Below are 26,494 nucleotides of genomic sequence, written 5' to 3'. Positions count from 1 at the left end.
AGATGGCCGAGGAGTCGATGATCCGCACCACCGAACAGGTGGTCATGGTGCTCGGCACCATGAAGGGCGTGGCCATGAAGCTGGGCCTCACCGGTGCTTGCTCCTACCTCGCCTACGCACCGGCGCCCGATCGGCGGGACGGCCGCGACCGCCGCTACGCGGCGGACCCTCCTCGAGGTCGGGTCGTCGTGGCCGGGTGTGTGGGGACGCTCAGTTCCCCGACACACGCACCCGGTGTCCGGCCAGCACGACGACGTCGCCGACCTGCAGTTGCCTACCGCGGCGTAATTCGACCTCGTCGTTGACCCGGACCAGCCCCTGGGCGATCACCGTCTTGGCCTCGGAACCCGAATCGATCAGGTTCGCCAGTTTCAGGAATTGCCCGAGCTTGATGACCTCGTCATCGATCGGCACATCAACTGGTTCCGACATGGGCCAATCCTTTCATACCGATCCGGTCCCGATGGACGCACACTGGATCGGTGACCGCAACGCAGGCTGAGCAACCCACCGTCCAGGCTCCGCCCGACCGCGCCGCCGCCGTTCCCCATCGCGGCCGCGGCAGGCTCGCGGAGGTACCGCACGTCACCGGGCTGGTGCTCGGCGTCTTCGCGGTGCTGTGTCTGCTGTGGAGCGTCTCCCCCGCGCTGCGGCATCTGACGCAGACGCCACGGCACTACATCGACACCTACTACTTCGACGCACCCGACACCAGCCTGGTCTGGGCACTGGTCGTCGGGCTGATGGCGGGCGCGCTGGCCAGCCGCAAACGCGTGGCGTGGTGGCTGCTGGTGGTGTACCTGCTGCTCTACACGGTGACGAATGTGCTGGATTTCGTCGCCGACGACGACGTTGACGCGCTGGTGGCCGGCGTCGTGCACGTGGCGGTGCTCGTGGTCCTGATCGCGGCGCGCTCGGAGTTCTACACGAAGGTCAGACCGGGCGCGCTGTGGAAGGCGCTCGGGGTGCTGGTGGCCGGCCTCGCGCTCGGCTGCCTGGTCGGCTGGGGGCTGGTGGAGCTGGCGCCGGGTTCGCTGCCCGCGGGCGCGCAGCGACCGCTGTGGGCGATCTACCGTGTCACCGCCGCGGTGCTGGTGGACAACGAGCACTTCGACGGCCACCCGCGCCCGTGGGTGAACTTCCTGCTCGGCCTGTTCGGCGCCATCGCGCTGCTGGCCGCCGTGGTGGTGCTGCTGCGTTCGCAGCGCGCGGTCAACGCCATGACCGGACTGGACGAGTCGGCGCTGCGCGGGCTGCTCGCCGCCGGCGACGTCGAGGACTCGCTCGGCTACTTCGCCACCCGGCGCGACAAGGCGGTGGTGTTCGCGCCGAACGGCAAGTCGGCCATCACCTATCGCGTGGAACTGGGCGTCTGCCTGGCCAGCGGTGACCCGATCGGGCCGAAACAGGGCTGGCCACAGGCCATTCGGGCCTGGCTGGAGCAGGCCGACCGCTTCGGCTGGGCGCCGGCGGTGATGGGCGCGAGCGAACTCGGCGCGACGGCCTACCGCCAGGCCGGGCTCTCGGCGCTGCGTCTCGGCGACGAGGCCATCCTCGACACCCGCGAATTCTCGCTCGCCGGACCGGAGATGAAGCAGGTCCGCCAGGCCGCGAACCGGCTGCGCAAGAACGGGATGGGCGTGCGGGTGCGCAGGCATCACGACATCCCCGCCGCCGAGTTCGCCGAGGTCCTCGCCCGTGCCGACGCCTGGCGCGACACCGAGACCGAACGCGGCTTCTCGATGGCGCTCGGCCGCCTCGGCGATCCGCTCGACGGCGACTGCCTACTGGTCGAGGCCGTCGACCACGACGACCGCGTGCACGCCATGCTCTCGTTCGTTCCGTGGGGCCGCACCGGCGTCTCGCTGGAGCTCATGCGCCGCGACCCGCACAGCCCCAACGGCGTGATGGAGCTGATGATCTCGCAGCTCGCGCTGAACTCCGACCAGTACGGCATCACCAAGATCTCGCTGAACTTCGCGGTGTTCCGCTCGGTGTTCGAGGAGGGCGGCCGGATCGGGGCCGGGCCGATCCTGCGGGCGTGGCGCGGGGTGCTGCTGTTCTTCTCGCGCTGGTGGCAGCTCGAGGCGCTGTACCGGTCGAACGTGAAGTACCACCCGCGCTGGGTGCCCCGGTTCTTCCTGTTCGAGGAGCGCAGGCAGCTGCCCCGGGTGGCCGCGGCGAGCGGCCTGGCCGAGGGCTTCCTGCCGCGGCTCGGCCCGGAACCCGACGCGGCGGTGCACACCGGCGTGCACCCGGCGGTGCCCGCCGGCGTCGTCGGCCTGCACGCCGACGGCACCCCGCCCGACGCGCCGGAGGGCGCCGAGGAACAGGGCCCGCGCAGGCCCGAACAGGTCCGCGTGCGCATGACCAAGCTGGACCGGCTCACGGGTGCGGGCGTCGACCCCTACCCGATCGCCTACCCGCCGACGCACACCATCGCCGACGCGCGGCGCTGTCCGAAGGGCACCACCGTGCGGGTGGCGGGCCGGATCCTGCGCATCCGCGACTACGGCGGGGTGATCTTCGCGGTGGTGCGCGACTGGTCCGACGAGATCCAGCTCGTGATCGATCGCGAGCGGGTGGGCGCCGAGCGCAGCGCCGAGTTCACCGAATTCTTCGACCTCGGCGATCTCGTCGAGGTGAGCGGTCAACTCGGGACCAGCCGCAGCGGTGAGCTCTCGCTGCTCGCCCAGGACTGGCGGATGAACGGCAAGTGCCTGCACCCGCTGCCCGACAAGTGGCGCGGCCTCGCCGATTCCGAGGCCAAGGTGCGGCAGCGCTACGTCGACATGGCGATCAACCCGGAGGCCCGCCAGGTGCTGGCCAAGCGCAGCGCGGTGGTGCACTCCCTGCGCGACTCGCTGTTCAACTGGGGCTTCCTCGAGGTGGAGACGCCGATCCTGCAGCAGGTGCACGGCGGCGCCAACGCGACCCCGTTCCGCACCCACATCAATGCCTACGACCTGGATCTGTACCTGCGGATCGCGCCCGAGCTGTATCTCAAGCGGCTGTGCGTCGGCGGCATGGAGAAGGTGTTCGAGATCGGCCGGACCTTCCGCAACGAGGGCGTCGACTTCAGCCACAATCCGGAGTTCACGATCCTGGAAGCCTATGAGGCGCACAGTGATTACCTGCGGATGATGCACCTGTGCCGCCAGCTGATCCAGAGCGCCGCGATGGCGGCCAACGGCGCCGAGGTGGCCATGCGGCCCAACGACGAGGGCGGTTTCGACGCCGTCGACATCTCCGGCGAGTGGCGGGTGCGCACCGTGCACGGCGCGGTCTCGGAGGCCATCGGCACCGAGATCACCGCGCGCACCGAGGTGCCACGGCTGCGCGAACTGTGCGACGAGGCCGGCGTCAACTACCAGCACGGCTGGGACGCCGGGCAGATCGTGCTGGAGATGTACGAGCACCTGGTGGAATCGCAGACCACCGACCCCACCTTCTACCTCGATTTCCCCACGTCCGTCTCCCCGCTGACCCGCTCGCACCGCAGCATCGAGGGCGTCACCGAGCGGTGGGACCTGGTGGCCTGGGGCGTCGAATTGGGTACCGCCTACAGCGAACTCACCGATCCGGTGGAGCAGCGGCGCAGGCTCACCGAACAGTCGATGCTGGCGGCGGGCGGCGACCCGGAGGCGATGGAGCTCGACGAGGACTTCCTGCAGGCGCTCGAGCACGCCATGCCGCCCACCGGCGGCCTCGGCATGGGTGTCGACCGGGTGGTCATGCTGATCACCGGCCGCAGCATCCGCGAGACACTGCCCTTCCCCTTGGTGAAACCGCGCTGAAAGTGGGTACGGATGTAAACGGTGCCGTGCACGGCGGCGATCAATCAATACTTCGGGGTGTTTTCGAGGCTTTCGATCCGGAAGCCGCGGCGATAGGCTCGAACGTCCGGCATCGGGAGGATGTCGGGGACGACAACGGGATGGGAATTCATGTATCTGGACCTGCTGACCACGGCCGCCTCGGTCGACACTCACACGCTCACCAGCACTTTCGACACCTTGGCGAGCGCGGACGCGGTCAACACGGCGACGGACCTTCTGGCGAAGAAGAAAAAGAAGGGCGGCGGCGGCGCGGTGATCTTCGGCGTCATCTGCCTGGTCGTCGTGGTGGTCATCGTGGTGGCCGTCCTGCTGCTCAAGAACAAGAAGAAGGACGGCGGCAACGGTCAGCCGCCCCAGCAGCCGCCCTACGGCGGCCCCCAGGGTGGTCAGCCGTACGGCCAGCAGCCGGGTGGTCAGCTGCCCTACGGCCAGCAGGGTCAGCCGCCCTACGGCCAGCCCGGTGGCCAGCCGCCGTACGGTCAGCAGGGCCAGCCGCCCTACGGCCAGCAGGGTGGTCAGCCGCCCTACGGCCAGCAGCCGCCGTACGGCCAGTCCTGAGCTGATCGAGGGACTCGCGGCGATATCCTCGCCCGATGACGAGGCATTCCCGCGAGTCCTCGAACAAACATCTCTTCGCCAAGGGTCTCTCCGCCACCGGCGTGGCGGGACTGTTCCTGTTGCTCCGCCTGTTCGCGATCACCGACTACGACTGGAATGCCGCGTTCTCGGTGGTCGGCACGCTCGGCCTCGACGACGTGGCCCCGATGGTGCTCGGCACCCTGATGGCCAGCCCTTTTCTCGGCGGTATCGCGCTGTCGGTGCTGCTGCCGGAGGCGGTGCTGCGCCAACTCCGGCTCGGCAGGCCCACCTGGGAGAACGCGGGCAGCCTCGCGTGGCTGCTTGTGGTCGCGCTGTTCACCGCCGCGCTGCTGTGGACCTACCGGGTGTGGTGGGTCCCGGTGGCCGCCCTCCTGCTCGGCGTCGTGCTGTTCCTGCTGCTGCGCACCAGTCATCGCAACGCGCGGTTCGCGAAGTGGTTCGTCGGCAGTTCCGCGCTCATCGTCACCCTGTCCGCGCTGATTCTGGCCGCGACCGTGCAGGTTCCGTGGGTCTCGCGCGAACACATCGCCACCAGGACCGGCGTCGTCGACGGGTACGTGATGGAGAATCCGCCCGGCTTCCTGAAGGTGCTGCTCGAGGACGGTCGCGAGATCGTCATCATCGATACCGCCGACGTCACCGGCCGCGAGGAGATCGACCCGGAGCCGTGAGCCCGGAGCGGTCGCTCGTACAGTGAGGGCGTGCAGCTCATTCTCGTGCGTCACGCCCAGCCCGAACGCGTCGCCGCGACCACCGCGATCGCCGATCCCGCGCTCACCGAGATCGGCAGGCGGCAATCCGAGCGGGTGCCTGCCGCGCTGGCCGCGCACGGGATCACCCGGATCGTCAGCAGTCCGCAGCGCCGGGCCCGCGAGACCGCGGGGCCCACCGCCACCGCCCGCGACCTCCCGATCGATGTCGTCGACGACCTCGCTGAATACGACCGGGACCTGCCCGCCTACATCCCCATCGAGGACGCGAAGACCGAGTTCGCCGAGGCATACGCGCGCATCAAGGCCGGGCTGCTGCCCGAGCAGATCGACGGCGCCGCCTTCACGGCCCGCGTGCTCGCCGCGGTCGAGGGCATCGTCGCCGCCGCCGACCCCACCGACACGGTGGTCGCGTTCGCGCACGGCGGGGTGATCAACGCGCTGCTGGCCGACATCCTCGGCTTGGCCCGCCCGCTCACCTTCCCGATCGACTACTGCTCGGTGACCCGGATCCTCTACTCCCGCACCGGCTCGCGCACCGCGGCCACCATCAACGAGAACGGTCACGTCTGGGACCTGCTGCCACGCAACCTCGCCCGCGCCTGAACACGGGAAAGGCCCGGTGTCGGCGACACCGGGCCTTTCCCGTGAACTACCTCAGGCCTGCTGGGCGATCCAGTTGTGCATCCAGGAGATGGCCGTCTGACCACCACCGACGGAGTAGCTGCCGTACAGCGTGTGGGCCTGCGAACGGTAGAACCGCTCCAGGTCCTTGGCCCGCTGCTGGTTCGCCGAGTCCGAGAGCTGCGCCTGCAGCACCGGGACGCCGCCGTGCGCCATCAGGTCGTTGATGATGGCACCCGCCTCGATCTGGTAGCGCCACATGTTCGCCGGGTTGGCGTCCGAGCTCTGCGCCAGGAAGCCGGCGAACCGGGTGACGAAGTCGTCGGTGGCCGTCGCGCAGTAGAGATCGTCGACCGCGCAGATGGTGCGCACCCGGTCGCTGATCCAGCCGAACCCACCCGGCCGCGCGCCACCGGCGCCCGCGCCCGCGGCTATCGGCCCGACCTGGATGTCGGTGGGCGAGCGGCGCGGATCGGAGATCAGGCCGACGGCCTTGACCTTGCCCGGCGGGATGGCACTGACGCCGGTGCCGATCTCGGCGGCGAGATCGCCCGCCGCGTCGGCACCCTGGCTGTAGCCGACCAGCGCGATGTCGGTGTCACCGCAGGCGGCGAGCTTGGCGGTGATCAACCCGCGCGCGGCGTCGACGGCCTGCTTCTTCGACTGGCCGTAGACATCGCCCTCCCACGGGAACGCGGTGGCGGCGTAGGTGACGTAGTCGACGTCGGTGTTGCGGGGTAGGCCGTTGGTCACCCCGGCGAGCATGCCGGGCCCAGGTTCCTTGTCGTGGCCGGTTTCCCAGGTGCCCGGGATCGCCACAACGTACAAACTCGGGCAGCCCGGCGCCGCGCTCGCGCTCGTGCCGGCTGCCATGATGCCGGTAGTCATCGCCGCGGCAACGCCCAGCGCCGCGACAACCTTCTTCAACTGCATACCGCTCCAGTTCAACCTTGCTCGCCAGTGGAGCAAACCCCGTCAAGTCGGCCCAGACCTCGCCGCAGAACAGAATAGGCGTACGGGTGCGCCGGTGCCACATGACCGCCGGAATTCTTCCTCACACCTCGAGGTCTTCTTCGATGCCCCGGAGCCGGTGACGGGCCAGCGCGAGATTGGCGCGGCCGCGATCGAGGGCGAGGTAGAGAAAGAGGCCCTTGGACTTGCGTCCGGTCATCGGGCGGATCAGGTGGTACTGGGTGCCCAGGCTGATCAGGATGTCCTCGATTTCCTCGTTGAGGCCGAGCTGCTCCATGGTGCGCAGCTTCGCCCGAACCACCTCGGTGTTACCCGCGGCCGCCACCTGCAGATCCAAAGCCTTGGTGCTGCTGAGCATTCCGAGGGCCATGCCACTGTTGTAATCGACGACGGCGGCGCCGATCGCGCCGTCGATCACCATCATGTCCTTCAGCGCCAGATCCATATTCGACATATCGAGCCTTTCACTCCAGTTCTTTCTCGGGGTGCGTCATCGCCAGATGTTCGGCGATGGCGCGAGCCACCGGCCGCGACTCCAGGTGGAGCCGGCCGACGTTCACTTCCGGACCGGCGAGCACGGTCAGCGAGGTGTAGCCGGCGGCGTAGATCACCACCTGCCCCTCGGAGCCGAGCACGACGACCTCGTTGAACCCGCCACCGTGCGCGGTGTTCGCCAGCCGGTACGACAGGGCCAGCTGCGCGGCCGCCATCGCGGCCATGCCCGCGGGTTCGATGTGCGGGGGTAGGTCGTGTTCGATGAGCATCCCGTCGCTGGAGGCCACCAGCGAGCCGGTCAGCCGGGGCACCCGCTCACGCAGCGACTGCAGTTCGGCGAGTACGGCGGTATTGCGTTCGGGCACCGTCACTTTCGACAACCTTCCCCTCCATTCACCGAGCAGCTTCTTCCGCACGGTCACGCAAGCTCCTCCAACGCCGCCCTGAGCCGGATGAGTACATCGCGGTCGACCTGCTGCCAGCGTTCGGGTTCGTACGGCGCCGCGCCGGTGAGGTTTCCGCGTCGCCGGACGGTCGCGGTCGCTTCCTCGTCGACCGCGTGCCGTCCGGATCTTTCGTTCGTCCCCTGGCCACCGAGCGCGGGGACGCGTCTCGGCAGCGTGGGCACGGTGGGGTTCGGCGGTTCCTGCGCCGAATGTCGTTGGGGAGCGGCCTCCTCGACAGGGTCCGGCGCCAGCGCCAGATGCCTGCCGGTCGGCTTCGCCTCCACGGGTTCCTGGATCAGGCCCGCGCTGGTGAGCGCGCGGACGTCGACGAGGCAGCCGTAGGTGGTGCGACCGAGGTCGCGGGCGATCTCGGCGATGCTGCGGCGCGCGTCGGCGGCGGCGAGGATCTCGGCCTGACCGCCGGTGAGCACCAGGCGATTTCGGCGGACCCGGCCCACCGGGACCACCGGGACGGCGGCGACGAGATCGGCCGGCCACGGGCCCCGCTCGAGCTGGCTGCGGCGCGCGAATTCGTGCACGAGGGCGCGCGGCGCGATGCGGCACACGGGCGCGAGCCAATGTTCGGGCGCGGGCCGGAATTCCGGCTCGTCGGCGGAGGCTAGCAGCAGGTAGGCGGCATCGAAGACCGACAGCAGCGCCAGCGTCTCCAGCCGGGGGCGGTGCAGCAGTGGACCGGGATCGCCCGCCCCGGCCCTGCGCCAGTCCTCGGCCGTCGCCACCCCGGCCTCGACGACGAGGCGGTCGAGCCCGATGGTGCGCCTGCAGCCCGCCGAGGCGATCGCGCCACGGGCCAGATGGAATTCGCCGTCGCCGACGCGCAGGACGCCGGTCGAGCCCTGTTCCTCGAGCCGGTGCAGTTCCTCGGCCAGTGCCGCGCTCACCGTTCAGTGCCCGTCAGTTCGGCGAGCGCGCCGCGCAGTTGATAGCGGGCCATGCCGAGATTGCCGCTGTCGCCGTCGAAGACGACGTGCACGAACAGGCGGCCGTCGAAATCGCCGTCGACGAGGTACAGCAGGTGGAATCCCCCGGTCCGGCACACGATGAGTTCGGTGATGTCGTCGCCGTCGCGTCCCGTGGCCAACGCCGTACAGCCGAGCACCGCACGAAGCACGTCGGTGGTCGCCGCCGCGTCCTCGTGTTCGTCGACGATGTCGTGCACTCCAGCCGCGGCGATCGCCAACCCGCTGGCCCCATCAACCAGTGTCACGCTGCGCGCACCCGGAATATCCATGATGCGTTTCAGGCAGCCGTCGAGAGAATTCACACGCCCCGCGCCCTGTCATCGATCGGTTATCGAACCGAGACATTATACCCACCCGCAAACATCCGCACCTCGAACGCCGGAAAATTGCTGCGCCCCATAATGTTTGCTGAGGTTTGCTGGAAAACCGCCCGGTATCAATACTTTTCAGTAACCTCGCCAGAATTCGCCAGCAAACTCCGGAACACCAAGCTCAGCCCACATTTCGGGTCCGGCGATCAGCGCGCGAACATCACGGACCAATCACGGCGGGCGTAGCCGAGGGTCAGCCCGCGGCCCTGCGGTACCAGGATTCGGCTTCCCGATGGGCCCCTTGCGCCTCCAGCAGCGCGGCCAGATTCGCCATGGCGCGGGGGTGGCCGTAGTCGGCGGCGCGGCGGAAGCAGCGGCGGGCCTCGGTGAGCGCGCCGACGCGCCGCAGGAGCATGCCGAGATTGTTGATGGCGTCGATATCGCCGTGGTCGGCCGCGTCGCGGTACCAGGACTCGGCCTCCTCGAGCCGGTTCTGCTCCTCGTAGAGCCGGCCCAGGTTGTACATGGCGTCCACATTGCCCGCGAAAGCGGCATGGTGGTACCAGGTCTCGGCGTCGCGCCGGTCACCGCACTGGTACAGCAGGGTCGCCAGGTTGTACATCGCGTTGGCGTTGCCGCCCGCCGCGGCACGGCGATACCAGGACTCGGCCTCGTCGAAATCGCCGAGCTTGTCCAGCAGCACGGCCAGGTTGTTCATCGCCCTGGTGTGGCCCGCCGCGGCCGCGCGCCGGAACCAGTACTCCGCTGCCTCGAAATCGCTGTGGTCGTAGTAGATGTTGGCGAGGTTGTGCATGGCGGTGCCATCACCGCGCTCCGCGGCGCGATGCAGGCCGGCCATCGTTCCCGGCGGTAACGGCACAGCTCCCCCTCGGATCACCGGTTACACATCGATAACGGAAAGTCTATGTGCTGCACCGGAGATCAGCCACGTCGTTTGCCGACGCATCGAATCTGTTGCGCCCCTACCCAGTTCAGCCCCCTAGGCACACCTGTGGCTACCGCAGGGCGGACGCGAAAGCGCCCGTGGACTCGAAAGTCCACGGGCGCTCCGGGTATTCGCTGTTCAGCGCGCGATCAGCGCTGGGCGACCGCTGTCGGGGGGATCGGCGCGGGGAGCGCCGTCTCGCCCTCGAGGAACTTGTCGACCGCCGAGGCCGCGGCGCGACCCTCGGCGATGGCCCACACGATCAGGGACTGACCGCGACCCATGTCACCGGCGACGAAGACGCCGGGGATGTTGGTGGCCCAGTTCTTGTCGCGCTGCACGTTGCCGCGGCCGTCGTAGCCGACGCCGAGGTCGGTCAGCAGGCCGGGCTTCTGCGGGCCGACGAAGCCCATCGCCAGCAGCACCAGGTCGGCCTCGAGGGTGAAGTCGGTGCCCTCGACCTTCTCGAAACGACCGTTGGCCATCTTGACCTCGTGCGCCTCGAGCCCGGTGACCTTGCCGTCCTTGCCGACGAAACGCTCGGTGTTCACGGAGAACACCCGCTCGCCGCCCTCCTCGTGCGCCGAGGAGACCCGGTACATGAGGGGGTAGGTCGGCCACGGGGTGGAACCGGCGCGCTCCTCCGGCGGACGCGGCATGATCTCGAACTGGTGGACGCTCTCGGCGCCGTGGCGGTGCGAGGTGCCGAGGCAGTCGGCGCCGGTGTCGCCACCACCGATGATGACGACCTTCTTGCCCTTCGCGTGGATGGGCGGCAGGCCGTTCTCGTCGGTGATGTCGTCACCGAGCTGGACGCGGTTGGCCAGCGGCAGGAACTCCATCGCCTGGTGGATGCCGTCGAGCTCGCGGCCGGGGATCGGCAGGTCACGGGCGATGGTGGCGCCACCGGCGAGCACGATCGCGTCGAACTGCTCGCGCAGCTGCTCGGCGGTGATGTCGACACCGACGTTCACGCCCGGCTTGAAGATGGTGCCCTCGGCCTCCATCTGCGCAAGGCGGCGGTCGATGAAGCGCTTCTCCATCTTGAATTCCGGGATGCCGTAGCGCATCAGGCCGCCGATGCGGTCGTCGCGCTCGAACACGGTGACGGTGTGGCCGGCACGCGTGAGCTGCTGCGCGGCGGCCAGACCGGCCGGGCCGGAACCGACGATCGCGATCTTCTTGCCGGTGAGGCGGGTCGGGTACACCGGGGTGACCCAGCCCTCGTCGAAGGCGTTCTCGATGAGCTCGACCTCGACCTGCTTGATCGTCACCGGGTCCTGGTTGATGCCGAGCACGCACGACGCCTCACACGGAGCCGGGCACAGGCGGCCGGTGAACTCCGGGAAGTTGTTGGTGGCGTGCAGCCGGTCGATACCCTCGCGCCAGCCGCCCTTGTACACCAGGTCGTTCCACTCGGGGATCAGGTTCCCGAGCGGACAACCGTTGTGACAGAACGGGATACCGCAGTCCATGCAGCGGCTGGCCTGACGCTGGAGGGTGTCGTGCGAGAACTTGTCCTCGTACACCTCTTTCCAGTCGAGCAGGCGCAGCGGCACCGGACGGCGGGTCGGGAGCTCCCGAGAGGTGTGCTTCAGAAATCCCTGGGGATCAGCCACGAGCGGCCTCCATAATCGCCTCGTCAACGTCCTTGCCGCTCTTCTCGGCTTCGGAGATGGCGAGCAGAACCTTCTTGTATTCGCGGGGCATGACCTTCACGAAGTGGTTCACCTGCTGGGACCAATCGCTCAGGATGCGTTCGGCCACAGCCGAACCCGTTTCGTCGCGGTGCACGGTGATGATGTCGCGCAGCCAGGTGAAGTCGTCACCGGAGAGCTGCTCGATCGCCTCGGCCTGATCCGGGTTGACCCGCTCGGCGAGCGTGCCCTCCGGGTCGTAGACGAACGCGACACCACCGGACATGCCGGCGCCGAGGTTGCGGCCGGTGCCACCGAGGATGACCACCCGGCCACCGGTCATGTACTCGAGCGCGTGGTCGCCCACGCCCTCGACGACCGCCGTGGCGCCGGAGTTGCGGACGGCGAACCGCTCGCCCGCGACACCGTTGATCAGGATCCGGCCGCTGGTCGCGCCGAACATGATCACGTTGCCCGCGATGATGTTGTCCTCGGCGACGAAGCTCTCCGGCGCGGTGAGCGCGGGGCGCACCACGATGTGGCCACCCGAGAGACCCTTGCCGACATAGTCGTTGGCGTCACCCTGCACGCGCAGCGTGATGCCCGCCGGGACGAACGCGCCGAAGCTGTTGCCCGCCGAACCGTTGAAGGTGATGTCGATGGTGTCGTCGGGCAGGCCCGCGCCACCGTAGAGCTTGGTCACCTCGTGGCCGAGCATGGTGCCGACCGTACGGTTCACGTTGGTGATCTTGGTTTCGATCTTGACCGCCTGGCCACGCTCGAGCGCGGGCGCCGCCTGGGCGATCAGCTCGTTGTCGAGCGCCTTGTCCAGGCCGTGGTCCTGGGTGCCGGTGCAGCGGGTGTCCTGGTTCATGAACGCCGTCTCCGGCATGTCCAGGATCGGCGACAGGTCCAGCTTGGCGGCCTTGAAGTGCTGCTTGGCCTTGGTGGTGTCGAGCAGGTCGACCCGGCCGACGGCCTCGTCGAGCGTGCGGAAGCCCAGCTCGGCGAGCAGCTCACGCACCTCCTCGGCGACGAACAGCATGAAGTTCTCGACGAACTCCGGCTTGCCCGAGAAGCGCTCGCGCAGCACCGGGTTCTGGGTGGCGATACCCACCGGACAGGTGTCGAGGTGACACACGCGCATCATGATGCAGCCCGAGACGACCAGCGGAGCGGTCGCGAAACCGAACTCCTCGGCGCCGAGCAGGGCGGCGATCATCACGTCGCGGCCGGTCTTCATCTGACCGTCGACCTGGACCACGATGCGGTCGCGCAGGCCGTTGAGCAGCAGGGTCTGCTGGGTCTCGGCCAGGCCGAGCTCCCAGGGGCCACCCGCGTGCTTGAGCGAGGTCAGCGGCGAGGCGCCGGTGCCGCCGTCGTGGCCCGAGATGAGCACGACGTCGGCGTGCGCCTTGGACACACCGGTGGCGACGGTGCCGACACCCGGCTCCGCGACAAGTTTCACGTGAATCCGAGCCTGCGGGTTCGCGTTCTTCAGGTCGTGGATCAGCTGCGCCAGATCCTCGATCGAGTAGATGTCATGGTGCGGCGGTGGGGAGATCAGGCCGACGCCCGGCGTGGAGTGCCGCACCTCGGCGACCCACGGATACACCTTGTGCGCGGGCAGCTGACCGCCCTCGCCCGGCTTGGCGCCCTGGGCCATCTTGATCTGGATGTCGGTGGCGTTGGTCAGGTAGTGCGCGGTGACGCCGAAGCGACCCGAGGCCACCTGCTTGATCGCCGACCGGCGCCAGTCGCCGTTCTCCTCGACCTCGAAGCGGGCCGGGCTCTCGCCGCCCTCACCCGAGTTCGAGCGGGCGCCGAGCCGGTTCATCGCGACGGCGAGGGTCTCGTGCGCCTCGGCCGAGATGGAGCCGTAGCTCATCGCGCCGGTCGAGAAGCGCTTGACGATCTCGCTCGCGGGCTCGACCTCGTCGATCGAGATGGGCGCGCGCTGCCCCTTCTTGAACTTGAACAGGCCACGCAGCGCGGCCAGGCGCTCGGACTGGTCGTCGACCAGCTTCGTGTACTCCTTGAAGATCGAGTACTGGCCCGAGCGGGTCGCGTGCTGCAGCTTGAACACCGTGTCCGGGTTGAACAGGTGGTACTCGCCCTCGCGACGCCACTGGTACTCGCCGCCGACCTCGAGCTCGCGGTGCGCGCGCTCGTTGCGGTTCTCCAGGAACGCGACCCGGTGCCGGGCGGCGACCTCTTCGGCGATCTCGTCGAGACCGATGCCGTCCAGGTGCGAGCGCAGGCCGGTGAAGTACTCGTCGACCAGATCCTGCGCCAGGCCGATGACCTGGTACAGCTGGGCACCGTTGTAGGAGGCCAGGGTGGAGATGCCCATCTTCGACATCACCTTGAGCACACCGTTGCTGGCCGCGGTGCAGTAGTTCGCGACGGCCTTGCGGTAGTCGGCCGCCAGGTCGCCCGTGGAACCGGGAACCTGCAGCGAACCGCGCTCGAGCATGTCCTCGATCGACTCGAAGGCCATGTACGGGTTGATGGCGGCCGCGCCGAAGCCGACCAGCATCGCCATGTGGTGCACCTCGCGGGCGTCACCGGCCTCGACGACCAGGCCGACCATGGTGCGCGTGCGTTCGCGGACCAGGTGGTGGTGCACCGAGGAGGTGAGCAGCAGCGACGGGATCGGCGCCAGCTTCTCGTTGGACTCGCGGTCGGAGAGCACGATGATGCGCGCGCCGCCGTCGATGGCCGCCGACACCTGGGTGTTGATGGCCGCCAGCGCCCTGCGCATACCCGCGCCGCCCTCGGCGACCGGGTACAGGCCACGCACGACCACCGAGCGCAGCCCGGGGTGGCTGCCGTCGTCGTTGATGTGGACCAGCTTGGCCAGCTCGTCGTTGTCCAGGATCGGCTGCTCGAGCGCGATCTGCTTACACGACTCGGGGCCGGGGTGCAGCAGGTCGGCCTCGGGGCCGATGTTGCGCTTGAGGCTGGTGACGACCTTCTCGCGGATGGCGTCCAGCGGCGGGTTGGTGACCTGCGCGAACAGCTGCGAGAAGTAGTCGAACAGCAGGCGCGAGCGGTTCGACAGCACCGCGATCGGCGTATCGGTGCCCATCGAGCCCAGCGCCTCGCCGCCGGTCTTGGCCATCGGCGTGATCAGCAGGTTCAGGTCCTCGGTGGTGTATCCGAAGATCTGCTGACGGATGAGCACGCGGTCGTGCGACATGTGCACGTGCGGGCGGTCGGGCAGGTCGGCCAGGCGGCTGACGCCCTCGTCGAGCCACTGCTGGTACGGCTGCGCCGCGGCCAGCTCCGACTTGATCTCGGTGTCGGTGAGGATGCGGCCCTGCTCGGTGTCGACCAGGAACATCTTGCCCGGCTGCAGGCGGATCTTGCGGACCACGGTGGCCGGGTCGATGTCGAGCACGCCGACCTCGGAGGCCAGCACGACCAGGCCGTCCTCGGTGACCCAGATGCGGCCGGGGCGCAGACCGTTGCGGTCGAGCACGGCGCCGATCTTGGTGCCGTCGGTGAAGCACACCGCGGCCGGGCCGTCCCACGGCTCCATCAGCATCGAGTGGTACTCGTAGAACGCCCGCAGCTGCGGGTCCATGTTCTCGTTGCGTTCCCAGGCCTCGGGAATCATCATCATGACCGCGTGGTGCAAGTCGCGGCCGCCGAGGTGCAGCAGTTCCAGCACCTCGTCGAAGCGGGCGGTGTCACTCGCACCCGGCGTACAGACGGGGAAGATCTTCTGTAGTCGGTTCTTGCCGGCCTCGTCCTTGCCGAACACGTCCGAACGCAGCAGCGCCTCACGCGCGCGCATCCAGTTCTCGTTACCGGTGACGGTGTTGATCTCACCGTTGTGGGCGACCCGGCGGAACGGGTGCGCCAGCGGCCACGAGGGGAAGGTGTTGGTGGAGAAGCGCGAGTGCACGATGCCGATGGCCGACTCGACGCGCTCGTCCTGCAGGTCCAGGTAGAAGGCGCGCAGCTGGGGCGTGGTGAACATGCCCTTGTAGATGAAGGTCTCGCCGGACAGGCTCGGGAAGTACACCGACTCCTTGCCGACGGCGCCCTCGCCGGGGCCCGACTTGCCGAGCTCGTGCTCGATCCGCTTGCGGATGACGTAGGCGCGGCGCTCCAGCTCCATGCCGGACAGCTGCTCGGCGGAGTTCGCGGGCGAGCCGATGAAGATCTGCCGGAAGGTCGGCATGGCGTCGCGGGCCAGCGCGCCGAGCGAGGACTCGTCGATCGGCACCTCGCGCCAGCCGAGCACGGCGAGGCCCTCTTCGGTGACGATCTTGTCGACGCCGTAGGCGGCGCGCGCGGCCTCGCGGCGGGCCTGCGGCAGGAAGGCGATACCGGTGGCGTAGGAACCGACCGGCGGCAACTCGAAGTCGACGACCGCGCGGAAGAACTTGTCCGGCAGCTGGATCAGGATGCCCGCGCCGTCGCCGGAGTTCGGCTCCGCGCCTGCGGCACCACGGTGCTCCAGGTTCAACAGGGCCGTGATGGCCTTGTCGACGATGTCTCGACTGCGTCGACCGTGCATGTCGGCGACGAACGCGACGCCGCAGGCGTCGTGCTCGTATGCCGGATCGTAGAGCCCGGTGGCACCGGGTGACCTGTGGCCAGGAAGTTGCGTCATGCCTCTGCCTTCAAGAAAGTCGGCTGTCGATGAGTCGGCCGCTCAGCTCGCTGAGCGTGTGCCCTTCGTCGTCTCGCCTCCGTCAAGACTGCGTCCGTACGGTCCGAAACCAGCGGCAATGGTGGTTTGCGGCGTGCAGTCACGTCTCCAGTTGTCCACCCGCTTCGTTGACGTAGTGGGTGCTCAGAGGTAACGGAACGCTTACACGTCCCTTACCTCCGCGCGGGGTTTCACCCGCTAGTCTTGGCCCGGTTTCACCGGACCCCGAAACAGGTGGTTGTGCCGAACAGGGGTGCGTTCGGCGTAAGAGCAAACGATAAGTCAGACCGCAGACCCAACCAACTAAGGTTGTGCTAATAAACCTGTCTAGCTGGGGTTTGTAACGGCGGCATGCTTCGTCGCGCGCGTCGTCCAGTGTAAAGCAGAGCAGGCAGCGGATCGATCCCGAATAACCGCCGCCGACCTGCGAGAACACCATGGCCGAGCAGACCCGTCCGAGCCTTCGGCGCGCGGCCGAAAGCTGAACTCACCTGCACCGCAGCAGATTTCCCCGGCAACGCGCTGATCAAACCTGGGCGCCCCGCTAACCGGGCCCAGGTAGGTGAGATATTTACGACAGCCGCCCCGACGTGCTTTGGTAGCGAGCCGACCGTACGGTCTGTACATCGAATGTGGGTCGCAGCACACTGTTGGCAAATGCGATCACAGTGTCTTTCGCCACACAATGGCACCCACGTACCAGTAGGTACGGATCGCCGAGCGCGACACGCCGTGGTCGCGCCGCGCGTCGCGTCGGCGGCACCCCGCCCGCCGATGCGCGGCGCCCGGCACTGTGAGGCTGACCACAAGCGAGCCCGCGAAGCTCGGTGTGTCGGGTCGGGGCCTGTCACGCTGGCACAACGAATCCATGTCAGTTTCGCCATGCCCAGTGGAGCGCAAGACCCGGGGAGAACAGATGACCGGCACACTCACCTGGCTCGGCGGAGGTCTCGCCGCGCCGCGCCGCCGTGACTCCGACACGGGTGCCGACCTGGCCTTCGAGCACGAACGCGGCGGTTATGTCGTCACCGGCGCCGCCGTCCTCGCGTTCGCCGTCGTCGCCGGGATCGTCACCGCGGCCGCCCTCGCCGCCGCGGACACGGGTGTGTTCGGGCTGCTCGCGCTGTCGCTGCTCGTCGCGGTGGGCGCGGGCGCGCTCGGCCGGGCGCTGGCCACCACCAGACCCGGCGCCGACGATCGGCGCGGTACCGCGGCGAAGATCGGCGTCGGCGTGCTGGCCGGCGTGTTCGTCGCCGAGCTGGCCTCGACGGTGCTGCTCGGCGGGACCGTCGACCGGGAGCTGGACGTGCGCGCGCAGGCAGGCGCCGAGAACGCGCCGGGCGTGGTCGCCGCGCGCACCGAACACGACCTGGCCGTCGCCGACCGGACCGCGCTCGGCACGACGATCGCCACGGCACAGACCGACATCGATCGCGCGCTGGTGACGGCGCGCTGCGAATACAACCCGACGCCCGAATGCCCGCAGACCCGGATCACCGGCGTCCCCGGCCGCGGTCCGGAGTCCCAGACCGCCAACGACATGCTCGACGACGCCCGCAAGCAGCTCGCCGCCGCGCAGGCCCGGATCGAACCGCTCGACCAGCGGGTTCGCACCGAGAGCGCCGAACTCGCCGCCGCCAGGGCCAGCGCCTTCGCCGAGGGCGACCGTGGGCTCGGCGCCCGCTGGCTGGCCATGAACAGCTACACCGCGCATCATCTCGGGGGCGCCGCGCTACGCGTGCTGGTCCTGCTCGCGGGTGTGCTGCTCGCCCTGCTGCCGCTGCTGTTGCGCTGGTGGCGCGGGGAGACCTCGCTCGACCGCACCGTCGACGCCCAGGAGATCGCCGACCGGGCCCAGCGCGCGGCCGACGCCGCGATCGCGGTGAAGCGCGCCGAGGTACGCACCGAAGCGGCCGCGCTGCGCGCCGATCACGAACTCACCTCCGCCAAGCTGGCGATCGAGGCGGACACGGTCATCGATCGCGAACGTCAGCGCACCAGGATCATCGCCGCGATCGGCGGTTTCGAACTCGGAATCGCCGAACAACCCCGAAAGGACGACGCCGTGGCCTTGGAGCCGAACGTCACCTCGCAGCAGCTGCCCGCCGGATACGCGCCGCAGGCTCTGCCCACCGCGGCGCCGCAGGCGGGCGCCCTCGTCCCCGCGCAGCAGGCGCCCGCGCAGGCGCCCAGCGGCGGCGGGCTCGAACTGCCGATCATCGGCACCGTGCCGTTCACCGACACGGCCGCGCGCTGGATCCGGCCGCTGGTGCCCTCCTTCGTCGCCAACGCGATCGACTCGGCGACCCACCCGCTGCGCACCGCGCGCCAGGCGTTCGAGGAGGTCGAGGAGGTGACCTTCACCCTGCGCCGCAGCCGCAAGGTCACCGTCGACAGCCAGGACTCGGCCGCGCCGCAGCAGATGGTGCCCGCGGGCTACCAGCTCCAGGGCGGCCAGCCGGTCCAGGGGTACCTCCCCCAGGGCCAGCCCGCGCAGTACAACCCGTACGCCCAGCACATCGCCTCAACCGTCGTCGATGCTCCGCAGTCCCGGTACCACCCGGACCCGCGCCAGTACCAGGCCGCGCCCGGTTACACCGCGCTGCCCGCCGGCTCGGCCAACGACCTGCCCGCCGCGCCTGGCTACGGCGAGCTGCCCGGCAACGACACCGGCGAGCTGCCGAGCAGCGGGCGCCGTCAGCTGCCGCCCGGCCGCTGACCCAGGAGCTACCACTCGCTGCGAGCCGCCACCCAAGCGCGTCAGCGAGCATCAGCAACGAGGCTTCGATGCGGTCGCCCGCTCGGGTGCGCGTCCGCCATCTACGGATCGGTCTCGGCGACTGGGCATCCAGCGAGATGGCCGTGCGGCCGAGCGCGCTTGCCCTCACTGGTGGCGCCCCGGACCGGCGCGAGCGGGTCGATCTCGGTCGCGCCGTCCGCCGGCAACCGGGGTCGGTGGCGCCCGCCGCCGAAGGCCGGTCGTGACAACCCCGCACGTCCGACCTCGCCGGATCCCTCTGACGCGGCCCCGGCCGGCGGTCGATCGACTCGATGGACAGCTGCCTCGCCACCTTGGGCCGGGCGCGATGACCCGGCCCACGGATATCAATTGCGGGCCGACCTGGCGCGGAGGGCGGCGAAGGCCGCGAGCAGGAGCACCGCGACGATGCCGACGACCGTCAGGTGGATGCCGCTGACGAAGGCCTCGTTCACCGAGGTGAGGAACTCACCGCCGACGGCGGCGGGGAGTTCGCCTGCCGCCGCGACCGCGCCGCTGAGTGAGCCCGATGCGGTCGCGACCAGCTCGTCCGGGAGCAGCGACAGGTCGAGGCCACTGCGGAACACGGCCATCACCGTGCTGCCGAGCAGGGCCACGCCGAGCGCGAGGCCCGTCTCGTAGGCCGTCTCCGAGATGGCCGCCGCGGCGCCCGCCCGCTCCTCGGGCGCGGAGCCGACCACCAGGTCGGCCGACACCGTCATCGCCACCCCGGCGCCGACGCCGATCCCGACGAAGCCGAGGACGAACGCCTCGACACCGCTGGTCGCGTCGATCGCCAGGAAGGCCGCCGTGCCGAGCGCGGTGACGACCAGCGCACCGGCCAGCACCACCGCCGCCCGCCAGCGCCGCACCAGCCAGGCCGCGGCGAGCGAGCCGAACACGCTGGCCGCCAGCCCGGGCAGCATCACCATGCCGGCCTCGAGCGGTGAGCGGCCGAGCACCAGCTGCAGATACTGCGAGCCGAAGAACAGCACACCGGCCAGCGCGAAGACCGCGAGCAGGTTGGTGAACACCGCGATCCGGAACCGCGGCAGCGCGAACAACCGCAGGTCCAGCATCGGATCGGCGAGGCGGCGCTGCCTGCGCACGAACAGCACGCCCGCGAGCAGGCCCAGTGCGCCGACGGCGAGCACGCCCAGGCTCGGCCCGTGCGCCGCGGTCTCCTTCACCGCGTAGACCACCGGCACCAGCGCCAGCATCGAGAGCACGGCGCTGAGCAGGTCGAACCGGCCCGGATTCGGGTCGCGTGATTCGGGGATGAGGACCGGCGCCAGCATCAGCAGCACGACCATGACGGGCAGGTTCACCAGGAACACCGAGCCCCACCAGAAGTGCTCGAGCAACCAGCCGCCCACGATCGGCCCGGCCGCCGCGCCACCACCGGCCATGGCGCTCCACACGCCGATGGCGAGGGTGCGCTGGCGCGCGTCCTGGAACATCGAGCGGATCAGCCCGAGCGTGGCGGGCATCAGCGTGGCACCCGCGACACCCTGCAGCACGCGCGCCGCGATGAGCATCTCGGGCGACACCGACCAGGCCGCGAGCGCCGAGGCGACACCGAAGCCGACGGCACCGAGCAGCAGCAGCCTGCGCCTGCCGATCCGGTCGCCGAGATTGCCCATGACGACGAGCAGTCCGGCGAGCACGAACGAGTAGACGTCGATGATCCACAGCAGCTGCGGCGTGCTCGGTGCGAGGTCGGCGCTGATGGCCGGCACGGCGAGGTCGAGCACGGTGGCGTCGACCGCGAGCAGCAGCAGGGCGAGGGCTAATACGGCGAGGCCGGCCCAGTCGCGCGTGCTGGCACGCGCCGGGGCGACCTGGGTGACAGGGGCGTTCATCGGCTTTCTCGACTTCCGTCGTCTCTCGTTTTGGTAAACCGTCCAGACGGTACAGTAGCAGATATACCGTCCAGACGGTACAGTCGAGACGTGGCTTCCGACACCCGCGATCGCATCCTCGACGCCCTGGAGACCCTGCTGCTCGAACGCGGGGCCGCGCAGGTGACGCTCGAGGCCGTCGCGGCCACCGCGCAGGTCTCCAAGGGCGGCCTGCTCTACCACTTCAAGAGCAAGGACGCCCTGCTCGCGGGCCTGGTCCGGCGACTCGGCGAGCGGGCACGCACCCAGCGCGAGGACGCGAAGGCGGCGGGCACCCCGACCGCCGAGTGGTACCTGCAGACCCCGGACATCACCGACAAGGCCGACGCCGTGGAGCTCGCCCTGTACCGCTCACTGCTGGCGACGATGCGCAGTGTCGAGGCGTCGAACTCCGCCGCCCCCGACGAGATCCAGCAGGCCCTCGACGACATGCTGACGTCCTGGTCCGACGACCTCGACGCAGAGATCGACGACCCGGTGCGCGCCGACACGATCCGCCTCGTCGGCGACGGCGTCTACCTGCGGGCCCTGCTCGGCCTGCCGCCGATCGACCCCGAGCGCTATCGCCGGGTCGTCGGCCGACTCCTCGACCACTAGTTTCAGTGGACATGTGTACACCGAAACGATATCTCCGAAACACTCGCGGCCGACACCTTGGCGCCGATCACAAAATGGCGGGCTACCTGCCTGGATAGTGCACTCTACGGTGGTGTGACCTACGCGATAATCCGGCAGATCCGCCCGATTCCGGTTTACAGTGCGTAAGTGATTCACCGCGACGCAGCGACGAGCACGGCGCCGTGGGGCTCGCCGCTCCTCGGACCGGTCGAAGAGAAATCGGCCATCCGGCGCGTCCGGGTACAGCTGCTGCTCACCCTGCCCCTGCTCATCGCCAACCTGATCGGCATCGCGATGACCGTGGTGCTCGCCGGTTTCGTGCTGCCGGGTCCGACCCTGTTCACCAGGGACCTGTTGCTGATCAACGCCGTCTTCACGCCGCTGTGCGCGGTGGCCGCGCTGGCGGTGGGCACCGTGTGGGGCACCGTCGCCGGCCTGCGCACCATGCGCTGGGCGACCGATCCGGACCACGTGCCGAACGCGGCCGAACAGCGGGTCACCGCCTCGGCGCCGCGCTGGATGGTGCTGCAGCAGGCGATGCTGTGGACGGTGGCGCTGGTCGTGCTCACCGTCGTCTACGGTGTGGCGCAGGCCGCCCTGATCCCCAAGATCATGCTCGCCATCGGCGCCGCCGCGATCGTGGTGTGCGCCAACAGCTATCTGATCGTGGAGTTCGCGCTGCGGCCGGTGACGGCACGCGTGCTGCGCGCGGACCCGCAGCGCAGGCGCGGCATCGGCGTCTTCGGGCGCACGATGCTGTCGTGGCTGGTCGGGGTCGGCGTCCCGGTGGCCCTGTCGATGACGGTGGCGGTGTGGGCGCTGGCCGATCCCGCGGTGAGCAAGGCCAGGCTGGCGGTGTGCATGCTCAGCCTCGGCGGCTCGGCGCTGCTGTTCGGCATGGTGCTGATGGCCCAGGTCGTCGCCGCCACGGTCGCGCCGATCAAGGGCGTGCGCCAGGCGCTGCGCCGGGTGGAGAAGGGCGATCTCACCGCCGAGATCCCGCTCTACGACGGCACCGAACTGGGCGAACTGCAGAGCGGTTTCAACACGATGGTGCACGGGCTGCGCGAGCGCGCCATGATCGAGGACCTGTTCGGCAAGCACGTCGGCCACGATGTGGCGATGGCGGCGATCGCCTCCAAGCCGGTCCTCGGCGGCACCGAGACCGAGGCCGCGGCCCTGTTCATCGACATCATCGGCTCCACCACGATGGCCGCGACCCTGCCCGCGCCCGAGATCGTCGGCATTCTCAACCGGTTCTTCGACATCGTCGTCGACGAGGTGGAGCGCCACGGCGGCCTGCTCAACAAGTTCGAGGGCGACGCCGCGCTCGCCGTCTTCGGCACGCCGGCACCGCTGACCGACGCGGCAGGCTCGGCGCTGTCCTGCGCGCGGGCCATCCAGCGCAGGCTGCGCGACGCCTCCGACCTCGACGCGGGCATCGGCGTCGCCGCCGGGCGGGTCGTCGCGGGCAATGTGGGCACGCACAACCGCTACGAGTTCACCGTCATCGGTGACGCCGTCAACGAGGCCGCGCGCCTGTGCGAGCTCTCGAAGTCCTACGACGAGCGCCTGCTCAGCTCCGCCACCACCCTCACCGCCGCCGCCGACACCGAATCCGCCCAGTGGACCCTCGCCGACACGGTCACCTTGCGCGGGCGACTGACTCCCACCCACCTGGCCCTCCCCCTGCCGGCCCCGAAGAACGCCGACGAATCCCTGTCACGGTCCGCCGACTCGCGCTGATACCAGGGCCGACCGTCCCGGCGGCGCCGGCGAGCCCACCTTTCCCGCACTCCCAGCCCACACGACCCGACCTCGAGGAGGGTCCGCCGACACAGTCGGCGGGTCGCGGCCGTCCCGCCGATCAGGCGGGACAGGAGGGACCGCGACCTCGAGCACGCCAGCGCTCCAACAACACAGCAACCCGCCAACTACACTCACCCACGTGCGTCCCGTCGAAGCGGTCGGCGCCGTCGGGGCGGGAAACGATCCGGCACGAGCGCCTGCGCCGATGCCCTCACCTCCGCCGACGGTTCCGATCCGGCCCAAGCGATACCGCGAACTGCTCGACGAGCCGTTCGCCCTGATCCAGGCCCATATCAAGGCCTTCGCCGCGCTCGGCGGGAGCGCGCTGGTGCTGGCGGTGCTCGGCGTGCTCGGCGTGACCGGGCTGGTCTCGCATCTCACCGACGGCTCCGACGACGGCACGGCGTGGGCGGTGGTGCTCGCGACCGGGGCGTTCCTCTGGCTGCTGCGGCTGGTCCTGCGCGGCGCGACCGTCGCCATCGCGCTCGCCGATTTCGGCGGGGTGCGCTACGGCGCGGTCGCCGGACTGCGGGCCGCGGGCCGCCGGGCCGGACCGCTGGTTCTCGCGCAGGTGATGTTCTCGCTGCTCGGCATCGGGGTGCTGGTGGTGGGCAGCCTGCTGATCATCACCTATCCGCTGGCGCTGCTCTGGCTCTCCTACGTGCGCGCCCGGCGGTTCGTGATCGAGCCCGCGATCATCGGTGAACAGGCCGGTTACGGTGTGGCCGTGGCTCGTTCGAAGGAACTCGTGCAGGGCGCCGACTGGACCGTCGCCGGGCTGTGGCTCACCCAGCGGGTCATCTTCGCGGTCCTCGCGGTGCCCGCCTTCGGCATCCCGTTCTTCCTGTCCGACTTCTCCGGCACCCACCGCTGGGCCTTCATCACGCTGGTCGTCGGCGGGCTGCTCCTGGTGGCGACGGTCAGCGAGATCGTCGAGGCCACCAGCCGCGCGGTCACCTACATCGACCGCCGCTGCGCCCGCGAGGGCCTCGACATCCACATCCCGGGCGGGTCGCGTTGACCGACGACAACTTCCGGCGGCCCAGCGACACCGGACCACCACAGCGCCCCCGCGATATCGATCCGCGGCACAACCCCGCGACGCCCACCGATGAGTCGCCGGGACCTCGCCCCGGGATGCCGCCGGGTGGCCCGCCCCATGTGCTGGGCAGGGACGGGTCCGCGCACTTCGGTGCTCCCCCACCACCGCGCCTCGGGGCCGCCGCCGAGCATCGCGCGGCCGCCGAGATCGCGGCAGGCCGCCGGGACTACGACAGCGCTCTGCGTGAGCGATTCCGCGCGGTCCTGCGCGCGCTCGAACAGGGTGGCACGCTGCCCGTCCGGCGCTCACGCACCGCGCAGGAGACCGCCGACGACGCCACCACCGTGCTGCCCTTGGAGCAGTCGACCGAGTTGCATCCGGCGGCACGGGCTTTCGACGAAGTGGTCTACGGCGGCCGCACCGCCACCGAGGACGAGTACCGCAGGCTCGAATACGCCGACCGCTATTCGCGATCGGCGCCACCGCCGGTCGACGAGCCGGTGGAACTCGAAGTCGTCGAGCGAGAGCACAAGCGCCGCAGACAACTTCCACCGCTGCCCGGCCTGCTCCGCAACCCGCGGTTCTGGGCCGCGCTCGCGGCCGCCCTGGCACTCGCTCTGCTGCTGTACGCCAGCCTGCAGTCGTGCGGCGCGCCGAACGCGCCGGAGGTGCCGGATACCCCGCCCCCGCCCGATCCGCCGGACGATCCCGACCTCGACCCCGATTTCGGCCCCGGCAAGGATTCGATCTTCACCAGCCAGCCCGCGTGGCTGGCCTTCGGTGGGCTGCAGTTCCTCATCGCCTTCGCCGTGCTCGTCTGGTGGCGGGCTCGCAGGCGCGGCGCGCTCGTCGGCGAACCGCGGCCGGTCGAGGTCGCCGCGAACGAACTGCTCGCCGGGCAGGCCGGGCTGTACCGTCGCTCCGGTGACGTCGCCCATGTGGCGCGGACGCTGCGCACCGCCACCCTGCGCCGCATCCGCCCCCGGCTCGGCGTCCGCGACCTGACCGACGACCAGCTCGTCACCACGGCCGCCGCCCGCCTCGGCGTAGCACCGCAGCGGATCGGCGCGATCCTGTTCGGTCCGGTCGAGGACGAGAACACCCTCTATGACGTTGCCGCACACCTCGAATGGATCGAGACGGAGCTCGGATGACCGACAACACTGTTCTGCAGAAGACGCCGAGCGCGGCGGAGGCCGGGGCGGCGCTGGCCGCGCTGCGCACCGAGATCGGCAAGGCGGTGGTCGGCAACGACCAGGCCGTGCTGTACCTGGTGCTCGCCCTGCTGTGCCGCGGCCATGTGCTGCTGGAAGGCGTTCCCGGCGTGGCGAAGACGCTGCTGGTGCGCGCGCTGGCCACCTCCCTCGCGCTCGACCACGCGCGGGTGCAGTTCACCCCCGACCTGATGCCCGGCGATGTCACCGGTTCGCAGATCTACGATCCGCACTCGGCCGAGTTCACCTTCCGCCAGGGCCCGGTGTTCACCAATCTGCTGCTGGCCGACGAGATCAACCGCACCCCGCCGAAGACCCAGTCCTCCCTGCTGGAGTCGATGGAGGAGCGGCAGGTCTCGGTGGACGGCAGGCCGCGCCCGCTGCCCGACCCGTTCGTGGTGGTCGCCACCCAGAACCCGATCGAGCAGGAGGGCACCTACCCGCTGCCGGAGGCCCAGCTCGACCGGTTCCTGTTCAAGGTCGACATCCGGCTGCCCGACCGCGACGACGAGTTCCGCATCCTGCAGCGGCACGCGGGCGGTTTCGATCCGCGCGACCTCGGCGCAGCGGGCCTGCGACCGGTGGCCGGGCCCGAGCACATCGCCGCGGCCCGCGCCGCGGTCGCCCAGGTGACGGTGAGCCCCGAGGTGCTGGCCTACATCGTCGACCTGTGCCGCGCCACGCGCAGTTCCCCCGCCGTCGCGCACGGCGCGTCCACCCGTGGCGCGACCGCGCTGCTGGCCGCGGCCCGCGCCTTCGCGTGGCTGAACGGGCGCGGGTACGTCACCCCCGACGACGTGAAGTCGATCGCCGTGGCGGTGCTGCGGCACCGGTTGCAGTTGCGGCCCGAGGCCGAGCTCGACGGGGTGAGCGCCGAGGGCGTGCTCTCGTCGTTGCTGGTCTCGGTGCCGGTTCCGGTGTAG

Annotated in this window: 20 protein-coding genes; 10 read left to right on the top strand and 10 right to left on the bottom strand. The window is 69.8% G+C overall.

Annotated features, from left to right (window positions below; translation table 11 throughout):
* Positions 1-210 precede the first annotated feature (210 nt).
* Positions 211-432, bottom strand: coding sequence for an RNA-binding S4 domain-containing protein (locus tag AB0H56_RS29320; RefSeq protein ID WP_110037997.1), 222 nt, complete (start codon positions 430-432; stop codon positions 211-213).
* Positions 433-482: 50 nt separating this feature from the next.
* On the opposite strand from AB0H56_RS29320, the gene lysX reads away from it, so the two are divergent.
* The 4 genes from lysX (at position 483) to AB0H56_RS29300 (ending at position 5,755) form a co-directional block, all read left to right on the top strand.
* Positions 483-3,797 carry a bifunctional lysylphosphatidylglycerol synthetase/lysine--tRNA ligase LysX gene (gene lysX / locus AB0H56_RS29315; RefSeq protein ID WP_357169178.1) on the top strand — a complete coding sequence of 1,105 codons (3,315 nt, stop codon included), beginning with the start codon at positions 483-485 and terminating at the stop codon, positions 3,795-3,797.
* 120 nt (positions 3,798-3,917) lie between these two features.
* Positions 3,918-4,397, top strand: coding sequence for a hypothetical protein (locus AB0H56_RS29310; protein ID WP_357169175.1), 480 nt, complete (start codon positions 3,918-3,920; stop codon positions 4,395-4,397).
* Between the two features lie 35 nt (positions 4,398-4,432).
* Positions 4,433-5,110 (top strand): hypothetical protein, encoded by a 678-nt coding sequence (locus AB0H56_RS29305; RefSeq protein ID WP_357169172.1) that lies wholly within the window; start codon positions 4,433-4,435, stop codon positions 5,108-5,110.
* Between the two features lie 30 nt (positions 5,111-5,140).
* Positions 5,141-5,755, top strand: a complete 615-nt coding sequence (locus AB0H56_RS29300) for a histidine phosphatase family protein (RefSeq protein ID WP_357169169.1) — start codon at positions 5,141-5,143, stop codon at positions 5,753-5,755.
* A gap of 51 nt (positions 5,756-5,806) precedes the next feature.
* Here AB0H56_RS29300 and AB0H56_RS29295 read toward each other — a convergent pair whose 3' ends face one another.
* The 8 genes from AB0H56_RS29295 to gltB all read right to left on the bottom strand — a co-directional run bounded on the left by AB0H56_RS29295 (position 5,807) and on the right by gltB (position 16,190).
* Entirely contained in the window at positions 5,807-6,706 is a 900-nt protein-coding gene (locus AB0H56_RS29295) for a cutinase family protein (protein ID WP_357169166.1), read from the bottom strand.
* 121 nt (positions 6,707-6,827) lie between these two features.
* Complete coding sequence (locus tag AB0H56_RS29290) at positions 6,828-7,199, bottom strand: hypothetical protein (RefSeq protein WP_357169163.1); 372 nt, start codon at positions 7,197-7,199, stop codon at positions 6,828-6,830.
* 10 nt (positions 7,200-7,209) lie between these two features.
* Complete coding sequence (locus tag AB0H56_RS29285; protein ID WP_280298115.1) at positions 7,210-7,662, bottom strand: roadblock/LC7 domain-containing protein; 453 nt, start codon at positions 7,660-7,662, stop codon at positions 7,210-7,212.
* On the bottom strand, positions 7,659-8,588 hold the full coding sequence (locus AB0H56_RS29280) for a hypothetical protein (protein ID WP_357169159.1): 930 nt from the start codon (positions 8,586-8,588) through the stop codon (positions 7,659-7,661). Before AB0H56_RS29280 ends, AB0H56_RS29285 begins: the two co-directional genes overlap by 4 nt.
* Positions 8,585-8,914, bottom strand: a complete 330-nt coding sequence (locus AB0H56_RS29275; RefSeq protein WP_357169156.1) for a hypothetical protein — start codon at positions 8,912-8,914, stop codon at positions 8,585-8,587. Before AB0H56_RS29275 ends, AB0H56_RS29280 begins: the two co-directional genes overlap by 4 nt.
* 319 nt (positions 8,915-9,233) lie before the next feature.
* On the bottom strand, positions 9,234-9,839 hold the full coding sequence (locus tag AB0H56_RS29270) for a tetratricopeptide repeat protein (protein WP_357169153.1): 606 nt from the start codon (positions 9,837-9,839) through the stop codon (positions 9,234-9,236).
* Between the two features lie 236 nt (positions 9,840-10,075).
* Positions 10,076-11,545 carry a glutamate synthase subunit beta gene (locus AB0H56_RS29265; protein WP_110037985.1) on the bottom strand — a complete coding sequence of 490 codons (1,470 nt, stop codon included), beginning with the start codon at positions 11,543-11,545 and terminating at the stop codon, positions 10,076-10,078.
* Positions 11,538-16,190 carry a glutamate synthase large subunit gene (gene gltB / locus AB0H56_RS29260; RefSeq protein WP_357169150.1) on the bottom strand — a complete coding sequence of 1,551 codons (4,653 nt, stop codon included), beginning with the start codon at positions 16,188-16,190 and terminating at the stop codon, positions 11,538-11,540. The genes AB0H56_RS29265 and gltB overlap by 8 nt, the downstream gene beginning before the upstream one ends.
* 955 nt (positions 16,191-17,145) lie before the next feature.
* Here gltB and AB0H56_RS29255 point away from each other — a divergent pair.
* Positions 17,146-18,948, top strand: coding sequence for a DUF4407 domain-containing protein (locus AB0H56_RS29255; RefSeq protein WP_357169147.1), 1,803 nt, complete (start codon positions 17,146-17,148; stop codon positions 18,946-18,948).
* Between the two features lie 386 nt (positions 18,949-19,334).
* Here AB0H56_RS29255 and AB0H56_RS29250 read toward each other — a convergent pair whose 3' ends face one another.
* Positions 19,335-20,849, bottom strand: coding sequence for an MFS transporter (locus AB0H56_RS29250; RefSeq protein WP_357169144.1), 1,515 nt, complete (start codon positions 20,847-20,849; stop codon positions 19,335-19,337).
* Positions 20,850-20,939: 90 nt separating this feature from the next.
* On the opposite strand from AB0H56_RS29250, the gene AB0H56_RS29245 reads away from it, so the two are divergent.
* From AB0H56_RS29245 to AB0H56_RS29225, 5 genes are all read left to right on the top strand, one after another.
* Positions 20,940-21,485: a TetR/AcrR family transcriptional regulator gene (locus AB0H56_RS29245; RefSeq protein ID WP_357169141.1), complete on the top strand. Its 546-nt coding sequence runs from the start codon at positions 20,940-20,942 to the stop codon at positions 21,483-21,485.
* 168 nt (positions 21,486-21,653) lie between these two features.
* Positions 21,654-23,252, top strand: coding sequence for an adenylate/guanylate cyclase domain-containing protein (locus tag AB0H56_RS29240; RefSeq protein WP_357169138.1), 1,599 nt, complete (start codon positions 21,654-21,656; stop codon positions 23,250-23,252).
* Between the two features lie 202 nt (positions 23,253-23,454).
* A complete protein-coding gene (locus AB0H56_RS29235) occupies positions 23,455-24,336 on the top strand; it encodes a hypothetical protein (RefSeq protein ID WP_357169135.1) in 882 nt (293 codons plus the stop codon).
* Positions 24,333-25,511: a DUF4129 domain-containing protein gene (locus AB0H56_RS29230; protein ID WP_357169132.1), complete on the top strand. Its 1,179-nt coding sequence runs from the start codon at positions 24,333-24,335 to the stop codon at positions 25,509-25,511. Before AB0H56_RS29235 ends, AB0H56_RS29230 begins: the two co-directional genes overlap by 4 nt.
* Complete coding sequence (locus AB0H56_RS29225; protein ID WP_357169129.1) at positions 25,508-26,494, top strand: MoxR family ATPase; 987 nt, start codon at positions 25,508-25,510, stop codon at positions 26,492-26,494. The genes AB0H56_RS29230 and AB0H56_RS29225 overlap by 4 nt, the downstream gene beginning before the upstream one ends.

Origin of the sequence: Nocardia sp. NPDC050717 (genome assembly GCF_040654275.1) — a bacterium.
Classification (GTDB): Bacteria; Actinomycetota; Actinomycetes; order Mycobacteriales; family Mycobacteriaceae; genus Nocardia.
This window is presented reverse-complemented; position numbering and strand designations above follow the sequence as displayed.